Source organism: Tenacibaculum sp. XPcli2-G (genome assembly GCF_024124505.1).
Classification (GTDB): Bacteria; Bacteroidota; Bacteroidia; order Flavobacteriales; family Flavobacteriaceae; genus Polaribacter; species Polaribacter mesophilus.
The window spans coordinates 507,897-522,447 of record NZ_JAMXSH010000002.1; the positions used below are offsets into that span (position 1 = coordinate 507,897).

Annotated in this window: 15 protein-coding genes; 10 read left to right on the top strand and 5 right to left on the bottom strand. The window is 32.6% G+C overall.

The features are described from left to right. Positions 1-66: 66 nt before the first annotated feature. A complete protein-coding gene (locus NH341_RS06980; RefSeq protein WP_253056194.1) occupies positions 67-1,215 on the top strand; it encodes a PAS domain-containing sensor histidine kinase in 1,149 nt (382 codons plus the stop codon). Here the strand turns inward: NH341_RS06980 and NH341_RS06985 are convergent. From NH341_RS06985 to greA, 3 genes are all read right to left on the bottom strand, one after another. Beyond that, positions 1,212-1,397 carry a hypothetical protein gene (locus NH341_RS06985; protein ID WP_253056196.1) on the bottom strand — a complete coding sequence of 62 codons (186 nt, stop codon included), beginning with the start codon at positions 1,395-1,397 and terminating at the stop codon, positions 1,212-1,214. The genes NH341_RS06980 and NH341_RS06985 overlap by 4 nt on opposite strands. Before the next feature lie 13 nt (positions 1,398-1,410). After that, positions 1,411-1,803 (bottom strand): HIT family protein, encoded by a 393-nt coding sequence (locus tag NH341_RS06990; protein ID WP_159489784.1) that lies wholly within the window; start codon positions 1,801-1,803, stop codon positions 1,411-1,413. A 103-nt stretch (positions 1,804-1,906) separates the two neighbouring features. Continuing rightward, positions 1,907-2,380, bottom strand: coding sequence for a transcription elongation factor GreA (gene greA / locus NH341_RS06995; RefSeq protein WP_047788513.1), 474 nt, complete (start codon positions 2,378-2,380; stop codon positions 1,907-1,909). A gap of 194 nt (positions 2,381-2,574) precedes the next feature. On the opposite strand from greA, the gene NH341_RS07000 reads away from it, so the two are divergent. The 8 genes from NH341_RS07000 to NH341_RS07035 all read left to right on the top strand — a co-directional run bounded on the left by NH341_RS07000 (position 2,575) and on the right by NH341_RS07035 (position 11,248). Further along, positions 2,575-2,985: a Rieske 2Fe-2S domain-containing protein gene (locus NH341_RS07000; RefSeq protein ID WP_073181714.1), complete on the top strand. Its 411-nt coding sequence runs from the start codon at positions 2,575-2,577 to the stop codon at positions 2,983-2,985. Between the two features lie 66 nt (positions 2,986-3,051). Continuing rightward, positions 3,052-4,209 carry a 5-(carboxyamino)imidazole ribonucleotide synthase gene (locus tag NH341_RS07005; protein ID WP_253056198.1) on the top strand — a complete coding sequence of 386 codons (1,158 nt, stop codon included), beginning with the start codon at positions 3,052-3,054 and terminating at the stop codon, positions 4,207-4,209. A gap of 38 nt (positions 4,210-4,247) precedes the next feature. Next, positions 4,248-4,727 (top strand): 5-(carboxyamino)imidazole ribonucleotide mutase, encoded by a 480-nt coding sequence (purE, locus tag NH341_RS07010; protein WP_073181718.1) that lies wholly within the window; start codon positions 4,248-4,250, stop codon positions 4,725-4,727. A gap of 82 nt (positions 4,728-4,809) precedes the next feature. After that, positions 4,810-6,837: a M3 family metallopeptidase gene (locus NH341_RS07015; protein WP_253056200.1), complete on the top strand. Its 2,028-nt coding sequence runs from the start codon at positions 4,810-4,812 to the stop codon at positions 6,835-6,837. A gap of 139 nt (positions 6,838-6,976) precedes the next feature. Next, on the top strand, positions 6,977-7,315 hold the full coding sequence (locus tag NH341_RS07020) for a hypothetical protein (RefSeq protein ID WP_047788517.1): 339 nt from the start codon (positions 6,977-6,979) through the stop codon (positions 7,313-7,315). A 193-nt stretch (positions 7,316-7,508) separates the two neighbouring features. Continuing rightward, the gene (locus tag NH341_RS07025) at positions 7,509-9,869 is read left to right on the top strand and encodes a TonB-dependent receptor domain-containing protein (protein WP_253056202.1); all 2,361 of its coding nucleotides are present in this window, start codon (positions 7,509-7,511) and stop codon (positions 9,867-9,869) included. Between the two features lie 19 nt (positions 9,870-9,888). Next, positions 9,889-10,713, top strand: a complete 825-nt coding sequence (locus tag NH341_RS07030) for a hypothetical protein (protein WP_253056204.1) — start codon at positions 9,889-9,891, stop codon at positions 10,711-10,713. A gap of 61 nt (positions 10,714-10,774) precedes the next feature. Then, positions 10,775-11,248, top strand: coding sequence for a DUF4625 domain-containing protein (locus NH341_RS07035; protein WP_167713203.1), 474 nt, complete (start codon positions 10,775-10,777; stop codon positions 11,246-11,248). Positions 11,249-11,251: 3 nt separating this feature from the next. On the opposite strand, the gene NH341_RS07040 is transcribed toward NH341_RS07035, so the two are convergent. Beyond that, entirely contained in the window at positions 11,252-12,481 is a 1,230-nt protein-coding gene (locus NH341_RS07040; RefSeq protein ID WP_253056206.1) for a glycosyltransferase, read from the bottom strand. A gap of 4 nt (positions 12,482-12,485) precedes the next feature. Then, complete coding sequence (locus tag NH341_RS07045; protein ID WP_159613469.1) at positions 12,486-12,956, bottom strand: heme-binding domain-containing protein; 471 nt, start codon at positions 12,954-12,956, stop codon at positions 12,486-12,488. 187 nt (positions 12,957-13,143) lie between these two features. Between NH341_RS07045 and lpdA the strand changes: the two genes are divergently transcribed. Beyond that, positions 13,144-14,544 carry a dihydrolipoyl dehydrogenase gene (lpdA, locus tag NH341_RS07050; RefSeq protein WP_253056207.1) on the top strand — a complete coding sequence of 467 codons (1,401 nt, stop codon included), beginning with the start codon at positions 13,144-13,146 and terminating at the stop codon, positions 14,542-14,544. Positions 14,545-14,551 lie beyond the last annotated feature (7 nt).

Sequence of the window (14,551 nt, forward strand, 5' to 3'; positions counted from 1 at the left end):
TTTTAGTGTAAATATACTACCTATTTATAAATTTAGTTATTCTAGAGAATAGTTTATATTTGATTGATGGCTTTTTTTACAAACACTTATTGGATTAAGCGAATAGCGATTAGTATTTCCTTACTTATCGTTTTATTTATTTTATGGAATACCTATGTGTTTTTTCAAAAATTTAAAAAAGATGAACGCGCTAAAATGGAGATTTATGCTACTGCAATTAAGGAGGTAGCTTCAAACCCTGACTCTAATGGTAGCTTTAATTTAGTAAACAAAGTTTACGAAACCATAGAGAACATTCCTTCTATTTTGGTTGGTAAAGATGGCGAAATAAAACAGTTTCATAACTTAGACTCTATAAAGTCTACGGATCCTAAATACCTTCAAAAGCAATTGAGCATCATGAAAAATCAAAATGAGCCAATTGCGATAGAATACTTAGGAATTAAAGAACATATCTACTATAGAAATTCTGACCTTTTATACAAGCTCAAATACTATCCACTTGCCTTAGTACTAATTTTAGGGTTGTTTCTTACTATTATTTACATGGTATATAAGTCTAATAAGGTTGCTGAGCAAAATAAGTTGTGGACAGGAATGGCTAAAGAAACGGCACACCAAATAGGAACGCCACTTTCTTCATTATTAGGCTGGATAGCTATTTTACGTGCTGAAAATGTAAGTAACGATTATGTTGATGAAATTGAAAAAGATGTGCGACGCTTAAATACCATCGCAAATCGTTTTTCTAAAATAGGGTCTCTTCCTGAGTTAAAACCCAATAACGTTGTATCGATTACTAAAACTGCTTATGACTACTTAGAAAATAGAAGTTCTAAACAAATTTCTTTTTCTTTTACAACTGAAGCAGAAGAAATCCAAACCAACTTAAACACCGAATTATATGGTTGGGTAATAGAGAACTTAATTAAAAACGCTATTGATGCTATGCAAGGCAAAGGGAGCTTATCTGTTAGTATTAGTGAAAGTTCTAAAAATGTAAAAATCTTAATTTCAGATACTGGTAAAGGGATTCCTAAAACACAATTTTCACAAATATTCAACCCAGGATTTACCACAAAAAAACGTGGCTGGGGTCTGGGTTTATCGCTCTCTAAGCGTATTATTGAAGATTACCACAACGGAAGAATACACGTATTAAAATCTGAAATAGGAAAAGGAACTACTTTTGAAATCTTATTGAATAAGGTTTAACTGTCTCTCTTTAGTTTATTCATTAAAAACCCGTAAAACAATCCGCCAGCTCCCCATATAAGTGCCCCTACAAGCATTCTTTTTAAAGTTATTTCTTCTCCATCATACCACGGAAAGAATATTACCATTATTATAAACATAATTACTCCCCAGGCTATCCCCTCTTTTATCCACTTTTTCATAGCTCTTTTTTATTTATTCAAAATTCTTAGCAATATCTTCTGCTACTGCTACAAACTCTTCATTTGTTAATTTTTCTTTCTTTACAAATCGGATATCCTCCATCGTTTGCAACGGAATTAAGTGTACATGTACATGAGGTACTTCTAAACCAATTACGCTCATCCCTACACGTTCACACGGAATTGTTTTTTCAATAGCTTTGGCTACTCTGTAAGAGAAAGACATTAATCCGTCGTACTCTTCTTTCGATAAGTCAAATAATTTATTTTCTTCTCGTTTAGGAATTACTAACGTATGTCCTTTTGCATTTGGGTTGATGTCTAAAAAAGCAAAATAGTTATCATCTTCAGCTATTTTATACGATGGAATTTCTCCGTTTATAATCTTTGTAAAAATACTTGCCATGTCTTTATTAATTTAATTTTACAGTAAAAGTAAAAAAGAAATCGGGTTCTAGCGAAGCTAAAACCCGAATAAATCTTTACTCTTTTTGTATTTGTTTTTTCTCTTATCGAGAAATCTCCATTACTTCAAACTTCATAATTCCGTTAGGCACTTGTATTTCGGCGACATCACCTACTTTTTTACCTAACAATCCTTTACCTATTGGTGAGTTTACAGATAACTTTCCGTTTCTTACATCACTTTCGCTATCTGCTACTAGCGTATACGTAAACTCCATTCCGTTTACCGTATTTTTAATCTTCACTATTGAGTGGATTAAAATTTTAGAAGTGTCTAACTGACTTTCATCAATAATACGAGCGTTAGCTACTACGTTTTTTAATTTTGCAATTTTTGTTTCTAACAACGATTGCTCTTCTTTTGCAGCGTGGTATTCTGCATTCTCACTCAAGTCTCCTTTATCACGAGCATCTGCAATTTCTTGAGAAACACGTGGTCTTTCTACTTGCTCTAAATGCGCTAATTCTTCTTTAAGTTTCTTTAATCCTTCTTCCGTATAATATGATACATTACTCATCTCTTCTCTCTTTTTAAAATCAACAAACTTTTATACACTTTCTTTAACGTTTTGTAAGAAGCATATAACTTTTCTTCCTATAACCCTGTGGGTTAAATTTAAAAATCTCACGCCGTTAGGAATGAGATTGTCTTACAAATGTACAAAATATTTGTAACTTCGTTGCGTTACAATAACAACTTCTATACTAAAAAATGAAAAAAATATTTTATTTATTTCTTGTTATAATTTGTTTTAGCTGTAGTGATAACACTCCTATTAACAACTGTTTTTCTGGAATAAAAATGAATGCTATTATTGATTTATCACTTCCAGAATTTAGTGGTTTATTAGTTCCTGGAGGAGAATCGCAAAACGTGATACAAGGGCGAAATGTTTTTATTTTTAGAACAGGAACTTCTGGTTACAGAGCTTTTGATCAACAATGTCCTGAACAAAACTGTAACTCTTTAATGACTTTCAACGGAGTTGAAATAACCTGTCCGTGTGATGACAAAAAGTATAACTACCTTTCAGGTGGTACTCCTTTAGATGGTGAGGGCTGTAATGCATTAATGTATTTTGTTACTCCTATTAGTAACAATCAGTTAAGAATATCTCGTTAATACTATTTGTACTAACAATTAGATTCTTATTTTTGCAGCAACAACAACACAATTAACACATTTATCGTGAAAAATTACTTTTCTTCAAACTTTAAATTGGGTGTACTCGGAGGCGGCCAATTAGGAAGAATGTTACTTACCGAAACGCAAAAATTCGACATTTATACTGTTATTTTAGACGGAAACGCTGACGCTCCTTGCGCTCAGATATGTAACGAATTCCATCAAGGGGATTTATTAGATTATGATACTGTTTACAATTTTGGAAAGCAAGTAGATTTGTTAACCATAGAAATTGAAAACGTAAATATTGATGCTTTAGATGCTTTAGAAGCTGAGGGACTAACCATTTTTCCAAAGCCTAAAAACTTAAGAACTATTCAAAACAAAGCACATCAAAAGGTGTTTTATCACGATAATAACATCCCTACTGCTGACTTTTCTAGGTTTACTTCTTTAGAAGAATTAAAACATGCTATAAGTAATGAAGCTGTTAGTTTTCCTTTTGTATGGAAATCTGCTCGATTTGGATACGATGGTAACGGAGTAAAAATAGTTCGTGCCATCAGCGATTTAGAAAACCTCCCTACTGGTGAGTGTATTTCTGAAAAGTTAATTCCCTTTAAAAATGAATTAGCTGTTATTGTTGCTAGAAATGCAAGCGGAGAAACTAAAACTTACCCAGTAGTTGAAATGGAATTTCACCCAGAAGCAAATCAGGTAGAATATGTAATTTGTCCTGCAAGAATTGACGATACAGTTGCTAAAAAAGCGCGCGAGGTTGCTTTAAAAGTTGCAGATGCATTTGATTTCGTTGGATTGTTAGCTGTGGAAATGTTTCAAACTGAAAATGATGAAATTTTAGTTAATGAAGCTGCTCCAAGAACTCACAATTCAGGCCATTATTCTATTGAAGCAAGTTATACTAGTCAATTTGAACAACATTTGCGTAGTATTTTAAACCTTCCGTTAGGAAATACCAATAGTAAAGTTGCTGGAATTATGGTGAACTTAGTTGGTGCAGAAGGCTATACTGGTGATGTCGTATACGAAAACATTGAAGAGATTTTAAAGATTGACGGAGTTACTCCTCACATCTACGGAAAAAAGACAACCAAACCTTTCCGTAAAATGGGACATGTAACTATTGTGAATGAAGATATAAATGAGGCGAGAAAAGTCGCTCAACAAGTAAAAGAAACCATTAAGGTAATAGCAAAATAACCTCTCGACTACGTTCGAGATGACAAAAACATAAATTTATGGTAGGAATTATCATGGGAAGCGATTCAGATCTTCCAATTATGCAAGAAGCAATTGATATTTTAGAGAGTTTTGATATTCAAGTAGAAGTAGATATCGTATCTGCACACAGAACTCCTGAAAAATTATTCGATTACGCTAACAATGCACACAAGCGTGGCGTACAAGTTATTGTTGCCGGTGCTGGTGGTGCTGCTCATTTACCTGGAATGGTAGCCAGTATGAGTCCGTTACCAGTAATTGGAGTTCCTGTTAAAAGTAGAAACTCTATTGATGGTTGGGATTCTGTTTTATCTATTCTTCAAATGCCAGGTGGTGTTCCTGTGGCTACAGTTGCTTTAGATGGAGCAAAAAATGCAGGAATCTTAGCAGCTCAAATTATTGGAGCTTCAGACAAATGTGTGTTAGACAAAATTATCGCTTATAAAGAAGGCTTAAAACTGAAAGTTGAAAAAGCTTCTGAAAGCGTAAAAAAATAAGTACCTTAGTACAATATTAACTTGAAGGCCTCACAGATTTTTTTATTTGTGAGGTTTCTTCAATTTTTTAAACTAAATTTTCATGACTAAAAATCCACTTTTACAAGATTTTAATACGCCCCCTTTTTCTCAAATTAAAGAAGAAGATTATAAACCCGCTATAAAAGAAGCTATACAAATAGCTAAAGACGAAATTGATGCTATTGTAGAAAACTCTGAAACTCCAACTTTTGAAAACACTACAGTCGCTTTAGACAATACAGGTAATAAGTTAGATAGAGCTACTTCTATCTTTTTCAACTTAAACTCTGCTGAAACAAATGAAGAAATTCAAAAAATAGCTAAAGATATTTCTCCTTGGTTAAGTGAGTTTAGAAACGATATGATTTTAAATGAGGGGTTGTTTAAACGTGTAAAAACTGTATACGATCAATTGTCTGATTTAAACTTGACTCCTGAACAAGAAATGTTGTTAGATAAACAATACAAAAGTTTTGCACGTAATGGAGCGAATTTAAATGAAACTGACAAAGCTGAGCTTCGCAAAATTGATGCTGAGTTAGCAAAATTATCGTTACAGTTTGGGGAGCATGTATTGGCTGAAACCAATGCTTTTGAATTATTAATTACCCATGAAGATGATTTAGCTGGCTTACCTGAAAGCGCTAAAGAAGCTGCTAAAGAACTTGCGAACTCAAAAGGTAAAGAGGGTTGGATGATTACCTTAGATTACCCTAGCTATATTCCTTTTATGACCTATGCTGATAATAGAGAATTGAGAAAAAAGTTAGCAATAGCTTTTGGTAAAAAAGGATTTCAACAAAATGAATACAACAATGAGCAAATTGTAAAAGATATTGTAACCCTACGCCACAAACGTGCAAACCTATTAGGGTATAAAACCCACGCTCATTTTGTATTAGAAGAGCGTATGGCTGAAACTCCTGAAAAGGTTATGGAGTTTTTAAATGAATTGTTAGAAAAAGCGAAACCTGCTGCACAACGTGAATTTGATAATTTAGAGGCCTATGCTAAAAAACTAGACGGAATAGATCAATTACAAAAATGGGATGGTGCTTACTATTCTGAAAAGCTGAAAAAAGAGTTGTTTAACTTAGATCAAGAATTATTAAAACCTTATTTTAAGTTAGAGAATGTAATTGATGGTGTGTTTACTGTGGCTAACAAATTGTACAACTTACAGTTTGAAGAAATTGACACTATTGATAAGTATCATGAAGATGTTAAGACGTATGCTGTAACAGATACTGATGGTAATTTTGTTTCGTATTTCTATGCTGATTTTCATCCAAGACCGGGAAAACGTAATGGTGCGTGGATGACTTCTTACAAATCACAATATAGGAGTAATGGTACAAATGAAAGACCACAAGTCTCTATTGTTTGTAACTTTACCAAACCAACACAAACCAAACCTTCTTTATTAACTTTTAACGAGGTTACTACCTTATTCCACGAGTTTGGTCACGCCTTACACGGAATGTTGGCAAATACTACTTATAAGAGCTTATCTGGAACTTCAGTTTCTTGGGATTTCGTGGAGTTACCTAGTCAGGTTTTAGAAAACTGGTGTTACGAAAAAGAAGCCTTGGAATTGTTTGCAAAACATTACGAAACTGGAGCAATTATTCCTATGGAATACGTTGAGAAAATTAAAGAATCTGCGAGTTTCCACGAAGGAATGCAAACCTTACGTCAATTAAGCTTCGGATTATTAGATATGTCTTGGCACTCTGGAGATTCTCCTGAAACCATTACTGATGTAAAAGAGTTTGAAACGAATGCTTTTGCTGAGACTAAATTATATCCTGATGTAGCAGAAAATTGTATGAGTACTTCCTTTTCTCATATTTTTCAAGGCGGATACTCAGCTGGATATTATTCATACAAATGGGCAGAGGTTTTAGATGCCGATGCTTTTGAATATTTTAAAGAGGAAGGTATTTTTAATAAAGAAGTTGCAGATAAATTTAAAAACAATGTATTATCTAAAGGCGGAACAGAAGAGCCTATGGAGTTATACAAACGTTTTAGAGGTAGAGAACCAAAACCTGATGCTTTATTAAGACGTGCTGGATTAATGAGCTAAATCTCTTTATTACTTTATCTAACAAAAACAGCTTCCTCTTATTAGAAAGAAGAAGCTGTTTTTTTAATAAAAATTAACATAATTTAATATAAAAAAAATACAACAAGCATTTATTTTTGCCATTTATCAGTTATAAAAAATGAGCTTATATAAAAATAGCATATTTCGTAAAATCACCTCTTTATCATTGGTGGTTCTTCTTATGCTTCCTATTCTTATAAAAGCTACTCATCATCATGATAATGAAGCACACCACCATAACTGTAAAGAAAAATCTACTCACTTACACGAATCAGTAAACGACCATTGTGATATTTGTTATTTTTCTTTTGCTTCTTTTGATGTACCTACACAAAATTTCTCACCAGCTTTAGCTATTCTTCCTAGCAAGACGATAGTAGATAATTACAAGTCAATTATCTTACCTTCTTACCAATGTCTGAATAGAAAGCTTAGAGGACCTCCAACTTACTCATAACATACTAAATTTAGAACATACTTAACTTTCTTGTATTAAGAATTGTTGTAAATATATATGCATATAAACCTACTAAGTCTGTACTGTATTTACCACTTACTTTTTCTATTAGTTAACTATCTGTTCTATATTATTTAATCAATAGTTGAGCGCTTACAGTTCAACTACTACAATTCGTTTAATTCTATTTACAATGACAAAACAAAGCTTAGGTGCTTTATTTTGTGTATTGTTTCATACTATTCTTTTTGGTCAGAACACTAATTCTGTTACTATTAAGGTTATTGATGCAACAACACAAAGTGAGTTACCCAATGCTCACGTGAGTATCGGTTCAAAGCACGCATACACAAACACTAGAGGAAGTAGTACTTTTTTTAAACTTTTAAACAAAGAATACCTCTTAACTGTTACTCATGTTGGGTATGTTACTTATAAAGAAAGTATTTCTCCTACTAATTCAGTAATAGTTATTCCTCTAATACAAGACAATTCAGTATTAAATGAGGTGGTTATTGCACAAAACCCTAAAAAAACACTAACAAAGTTCTCTAGCAACACACAAAGGATTGATGTTGATTTTTTAGAGAAAAACAGGGATAATAGTTTAATGCAAACTCTTAAAGACATACCAGGAGTTAGTACAATAACTATAGGTTCTGGTCAATCCAAACCTACCATTAGAGGTTTAGGTTTTAATAGAGTTGTTGTTGTTGAAAACGGTATAAAACACGAAGCACAACAATGGGGAGCCGATCATGGTTTAGAAATAGACCAATATAATATTGACAATATAGAAGTTACTAAAGGAGCTGCTTCTCTACTCTATGGTTCAGATGCAATATCGGGTGTAATTAGCCTGAAAAACAATTTACTACCTGATGTTAATTCCTTTGCTGGTGAACTAAACCTTACCAATAGAAGTAACAACGATTTTTATGGAGTTTCTTTAGGTGTTAAACAACGTTATAATCATTGGTATTACAAAGCTAGAATAACTCATGAAGATTATGGCGATTATAAAGTTCCTACCAAAAAAATAACGTACGATAATTACATTTTTGATTTGCATAAAAATTACTTACGTAATACAGCAGGATTTAATCATAATGTTGGAGTTTCTATAGGTTATGTATCTGATAATATAAGCTCTATAACTTCTTTTAGTAATGTTAATTCTAAAAACGGTTTTTTCGCTAATGCTCATGGTCTGGAAGTGAGAACTTCTAAAATAGACTACGATGTTGACAATAGAGATATTGATTTACCATATCATAAGGTCAATCATTTTAAAATAACAAATAATACCAGTTTTCTATTCCCCAATTATACGTTAGATGTTGAGCTTGGGTTTCAAAATAATCATCGCGAAGAACACTCAGAACCTGTTCCACATGGTTATATGCCCAAGCCGTCATCTACAATGGAACGCTTATTTAAAAAGAATACCTATAGTCTTAATGTAAAAAGTCAATTACATAACTTTAATAAACATAAAGTTACTACAGGTGTTAATTTAGAGTATCAAGATAATACTATTGATGGTTGGGGGTTTCTTATTCCTGAATATACTCGTTTTACAGCTGGGGCTTTTGTGTACGATCAAATAAAACTCAACGACAAATTATATTTAGATGGTGGTGTACGTTACGATTATGGTATAATAAAAACACAGCCATATTACGAGTGGTTTTTATCTCCTGTTACTGACGAAAACGGAAACACTACTCAGCAACAACTACAGCGTTCAAAAAGAAAGAGCTTAACTTTTGGAAGTTTTAGTGCTTCAGCTGGATTAAGTTATGGACTTAAAAATACATCATATAAAATAAATATAGGCAAGAGTTTTAGAATTCCACTGGCAAACGAATTGGCTTCAGACGGAGTAAACTATCACATGTATCGATACGAAGAAGGAAGTCTTGACTTAGAACCTGAAAGTTCTTATCAAATAGATGGAGAGTTTAAAACTAACTTTAGTAGAGGATCTATTCAAATCACGCCATTTGTCAATTATTTTGATAATTATATTTATTTAAGTCCAACGTCAGAGTATTACGAAACACTTCAGAAGTATCAATACAATCAAAGTCGTGTTTTTAGATATGGTGGCGAAATTATGGCGCAATATGAACCTATTGATAAATTATCTATTACAGGTTCTTTAGAATATGTAAAAGCAAGACAGTTAAGTGGAAAAAAGAAAAACTTCACACTTCCTTTTTCCCCTCCATTAACAGGAGTTGTTTCGCTTGAATACACATTGAATCCTTGGTCTACTTTTGGAGAGACTAAAATATTCTCTAGTGTACGATTAGTTTCAGATCAAAACAATATTGTTCCTCCTGAAAAAACTACAGGAGGGTATTCTTTATTTAACATCGGTTTACATACTAGTGTAGATCTTTTCTCAAAAAAGCAGCCTCTTAAAATTCAAGGTAGGCTAAATAATATTTTAAACAACAAAGTATTCGACCATACAAGCTTCTACAGACTGATAGAGGTTCCTGAACCTGGAAGAAACTTTTCAATAACAATTATACAAACATTTTAATTATTTAATTTTTTTAATCATGAAAAACACATTTAAATCAGCAATCTTATTTTTCGTAAGTCTTTTAATCATTTCTTGTAGTGATGAAGATAACATCCCAGATACTTTTGATGAAAATATTAATACAGAAAATTTCAAAGGCTTGGAGTTAGGTAATTCTGATTTTGTTTTACCACAATCGAACATAGATGTTCATATTGAATTTGGTTATGAGGGTACTAGCAAAGTTTCTAAAATTTATTTTGACGTAGAAGCTTACGATGTTCCAAAAGTTAAAAACGGTGAACTAATTTGGGAGTTAAAAAACCATTTAGTACCTGTTGACCGATATGAAGGCCAATTAAACCCTCACATACATTACCATGTATATTTTGATGAAGAGAACAAGTACACTCCTTCTTTTACACCTGCTGAAGGGATTTATAAATTCAAAATTACTATTGAACATGAAGACGGAACTAAAAGTGCTATTACTAAAAAGTTACATATCATTCAAAAATTTAAAGACTTAGAAATTGGTGAGAACAACTCAATCGCTTTTGGAAAAGATGAGTTACACACAGAATTTGAATATGTTTCTGGTAATAATACTGTTACTGAAATTAAATATGAGTTTTGGTTCGAAGAATGGAGAGAAGGACAGAATGTTGAAGTTGGAAAGTGGGACAAAGTAATTACTGTTTTACCTAAAAATTTATATGAAGGAGTTAAAAACCCACACATACATTATCACTACGATTTAATTCCTGGAGCTCCTGTAGGAAACTACTGGTTAAACATTTACGCTAAAGAAAGTGGTGAAAGTGAAACAGTAAAGCTGTCTATTCCTCTTGAAATAAAATAATTATAACTAATTAAAGACTACTTGATTTTCTCAAATAGTCTTTTATAAATAATAAACTACCATGAAATTATTAAAAATAACAAGCGCTTTACTCTTCTTAACTTTGGTAAACTTTGGTTGTAGTAGTGATTCTGAAGAACCAGATACTGAAAAACCAACTATTACCATAAATTACAACGAAGGGTTTCCTAAATCGTGTGCTGTATTAGAAAAAGGAAAAGAGTACACAATACGTGTAAAAGTGTCTGACAACATAGCTTTGGCCACTTATGCTATTGATATCCACCATAATTTTGATCATCACACGCACGATGACCAAGGTTCTAATTGTGAATTGTCTCCTGTAAAAGATCCTGTTTCTCCTTTAATTTTTATGGAAAATTACGCAATTGATAATAATCTTAAAGAATATGAAATAGCACAAAACATTACAATTCCTACTGATATTGATTCTGGTGATTACCATTGTCAAATTTCTGTAATTGATGTTACTGGATGGCAAAGTAGAACCTCTGTAGATATTAAAATTGAATAAGTTCTATTTTTTATTCTTCTCTTCAATCCACTTGCTCATAAACTTAGTAGTCTGTAAGGTTTGATGTTGCAACAAACTTCCAAGAAAATTTTGTGTACGATGTATTTCAAAATTTTCTTGGATTTTTTTAATCCCCCTAATAAAAGAAACACCTAACTTGTCTTTATCATATAGTGAATTAATTATTTCTATACCTTTTTGTTGAGACTTTTTCCAAAGAATATCATAAGTATATAGCTCTATAGCTTTATTAGCAAACTTCTCAAAATTATCTTCTATAAATCCGTTCCAAGGTAAGTTGTCATACATTCCTTCTGCTCCTATCGAAGTAGTAACACTTGGAGTTCCACATTCCATTGCTTCGGTTAACTTTCCTTTAATTCCCGCACCAAAACGAATGGGAGCTAACACGACTCTAGCATTTTTAACTACTTCGAGCGCATCTTCTGCAAAACCTTTAATTATAAATCCTTCTTTTGGTTTATGCAATTGTTGAATTTGTTGCGTAACATAGGCTCCGTAAATATGTACTTCTGCTTTGGGTAGTTGTTTTCTGATCTGCTTCCATATTGTTTTTAATTGCAAAACAGCATCAACATTTGGAGCATGAAAAAAGTTACCTATAAACACAAAATGTTTTCGTTCTTCAAAAGATTTCCATTTCTGAGTAGTTTCAGCATCTATTGTATCCAACAAAAAAGGTAAATGATATAACAAAGCTTTATCAATCTTAAAAACTTCCTTCAAAATCTGGATTTCATAAGCTGAAATAATCAGGCTCATATCACAACGTAAAATAGCAGCTATTTCTCTCTTTGCTTCATCCGATTTCAACAAAGCTTCTGTTGAAAATTGTTTTCCTTTTTTTAATTGTTTATGGCGTGTTTTACGTAAAAAGTGTAAATCTTCTGTATCTAAAACCCGTAAAGCTTTCGGGCAATGTTCTGCAACACGCCAACCGAATTGTTCTTCCATCATAAAACGATCGAACAACACAACATCAGGTTGAAGTTCCATAATAAAATTATCAAAAGAACTTGAATTCAATTCGATAGATTTTTCTTCAATTCCTAATTCAGCTAAGTTTAAAGAGTTTTCAGTTTTTTGAGCTGGTGTGGCAAAAGTAATGGTATAATTATGATTTTTAAAAACATCAATTAGCTGTAACATTCGGTTACCAGCTCCTGTTGTTTTTTCTATCCAAACATACCCAATAATTAAAAGTTGTTGCATTAATTTAGTTCGCTAATTGCGTTTGGTAGTTATTTTGAACGCTTTTTGCCCACTCAGTGATTTGTTGTACTTCTTCTTTAGACAAACGAGCATCGGCATGCATCCAAGTATATGAATCTAATGGCATTTTTCCTTTTTCAACTTCTTCCCAAACCTCTTTCATTTTGTGTTCCTTTCTTTTTAAAGAATAGGTAGCCCATTCAGAAAAATTCAATTCTTCTTTTCCGTGATTTACATGATCTGCCAACCAATAATTCACAGGCGTAATACTGCTATACCAAGGATAACGTGTTGAGTTACTATGACAATCAAAGCAAGCCGTTTTTAAAATTTTATGCACTGCATCATTTGGCTTGGTTTCTTCTATAAAATACTGAACAGAAGTAATTTCTCCTTCATTTTTTTCTGGTTGAAAAAATTGTACTATTACTAACAATAGTAATAAAACTATGATTATTTTTTTTAAAATTTTCATACAATGCGTTTAAGTTTTAAAGATATGAAAACTAATTTTATCGACAAATAATTGTACTTTTGTACTTCATTTTTACGAAAGCCCAAAATGGGCAATTGCAAACAATGGTTAACATAAACACAAATAGTTGAACTATTAGTAATGGACATTGTGCAATATAAATAGATGAAATTATAAAACACAACTCATGAAATACGATTTAATCGTTATTGGTTCTGGTCCAGGAGGATATATCGCTGCTATCAGAGCCGCTCAATTAGGTTCTAAAGTTGCTATCATTGAAAAATACTCAACTTTAGGTGGAACTTGTTTAAATGTTGGATGTATTCCTTCAAAAGCTTTATTAGATTCTTCACACCATTACTATGATGCAGTAAATCATTTCGAAGAGCACGGTATCTCTGTAGAGAAACCTTCTTTTGACTTCGGAAAAATGGTAGCTCGTAAAGCAAATGTAGTAGAAACTACAACTGGAGGTATCAAATATTTAATGGATAAAAATAATATTGAAGTTTACGGAGGTTTAGGATCTTTTGAAGATGCTACGCACGTAAAAATCACTAAAAATGATGGTACTGAAGAAGTAATTGAAGGTACTAACATTATTATAGCTACTGGTTCTAAACCATCTTCTTTACCATTTATTACTATTGATAAAGAGCGTGTAATTACTTCTACAGAAGCTTTAAAACTTCCTGAAGTTCCTAAGCACTTATTAGTTATTGGTGGTGGTGTTATTGGTTTAGAGTTAGGTTCTGTTTACAAGCGTTTAGGTGCTGAGGTAACTGTTATCGAATACGCTCCTACGATTACTCCAACCATGGATAAAGATGTTTCTAAAGAACTGACTAAAGTTTTAAAGAAACAAGGAATGAAAATTAATGCTAGCCATGGAGTTACTTCTGTTGAAAGAAATGGTGACGAGGTTGTAGTAAAAGCTACTAATAAAAAAGGTGAAGAGGTTACTTTCACCGGAGATTACTGTTTAGTTTCTGTAGGTCGTCGTCCGTATACTGAAGGATTAGCTTTAGAAAAAGCGGGTGTAAAAGTTACTGAAAGAGGAATGGTTGAAGTAAATGATCATTTACAAACTAATGTTTCTAACATTTATGCAATTGGTGATGTAGTTCGTGGAGCTATGTTAGCGCATAAAGCAGAAGAAGAAGGTGTTGTGGTTGCTGAATATTTAGCTGGACAAAAACCTCATATTGACTATAACTTAATTCCTGGTATTGTTTACACATGGCCAGAAGTAGCGGCTGTTGGTAAAACTGAACAAGAATTAAAAGATGCTGGTATTGATTATAAGTCTGGAAAATTCTCAATGCGTGCATTAGGACGTTCTCGTGCAAGTGGAGATTTAGACGGATTTGTAAAAGTATTGGCTGATAAAAACACTGATGAAGTATTAGGAGTTCACATGGTAGGTGCTCGTGTTGCTGACTTGATTATGGAAGCAGCTGTAGCAATGGAATACAGAGCTTCTGCGGAAGATTTAGCTCGTATTTGTCATGGACATCCAACCTACTCTGAAGCTGTAAAAGAAGCAGCGAAAGCAGCTTGGGATGGTAAACCATTAAACGCTTAATAAAAAA

Excerpts from the sequence above, each read along its gene's own strand:
- NH341_RS07045 (WP_159613469.1), bottom strand. The coding sequence starts at position 12,956 with ATGAAAATTTTAAAAAAAATAATCATAGTTTTATTACTATTGTTAGTA.
- NH341_RS06985 (WP_253056196.1), bottom strand. The coding sequence starts at position 1,397 with ATGAAAAAGTGGATAAAAGAGGGGATAGCCTGGGGAGTAATTATGTTT.
- NH341_RS07000 (WP_073181714.1), top strand. The coding sequence starts at position 2,575 with ATGAAAAAAATATTTTATTTATTTCTTGTTATAATTTGTTTTAGCTGT.
- NH341_RS07020 (WP_047788517.1), top strand. The coding sequence starts at position 6,977 with ATGAGCTTATATAAAAATAGCATATTTCGTAAAATCACCTCTTTATCA.
- NH341_RS06980 (WP_253056194.1), top strand. The coding sequence starts at position 67 with ATGGCTTTTTTTACAAACACTTATTGGATTAAGCGAATAGCGATTAGT.
- NH341_RS07025 (WP_253056202.1), top strand. The coding sequence starts at position 7,509 with ATGACAAAACAAAGCTTAGGTGCTTTATTTTGTGTATTGTTTCATACT.
- NH341_RS06990 (WP_159489784.1), bottom strand. The coding sequence starts at position 1,803 with ATGGCAAGTATTTTTACAAAGATTATAAACGGAGAAATTCCATCGTAT.
- NH341_RS07035 (WP_167713203.1), top strand. The coding sequence starts at position 10,775 with ATGAAATTATTAAAAATAACAAGCGCTTTACTCTTCTTAACTTTGGTA.
- purE (WP_073181718.1), top strand. The coding sequence starts at position 4,248 with ATGGTAGGAATTATCATGGGAAGCGATTCAGATCTTCCAATTATGCAA.
- NH341_RS07015 (WP_253056200.1), top strand. The coding sequence starts at position 4,810 with ATGACTAAAAATCCACTTTTACAAGATTTTAATACGCCCCCTTTTTCT.
- NH341_RS07030 (WP_253056204.1), top strand. The coding sequence starts at position 9,889 with ATGAAAAACACATTTAAATCAGCAATCTTATTTTTCGTAAGTCTTTTA.
- lpdA (WP_253056207.1), top strand. The coding sequence starts at position 13,144 with ATGAAATACGATTTAATCGTTATTGGTTCTGGTCCAGGAGGATATATC.
- NH341_RS07040 (WP_253056206.1), bottom strand. The coding sequence starts at position 12,481 with ATGCAACAACTTTTAATTATTGGGTATGTTTGGATAGAAAAAACAACA.
- greA (WP_047788513.1), bottom strand. The coding sequence starts at position 2,380 with ATGAGTAATGTATCATATTATACGGAAGAAGGATTAAAGAAACTTAAA.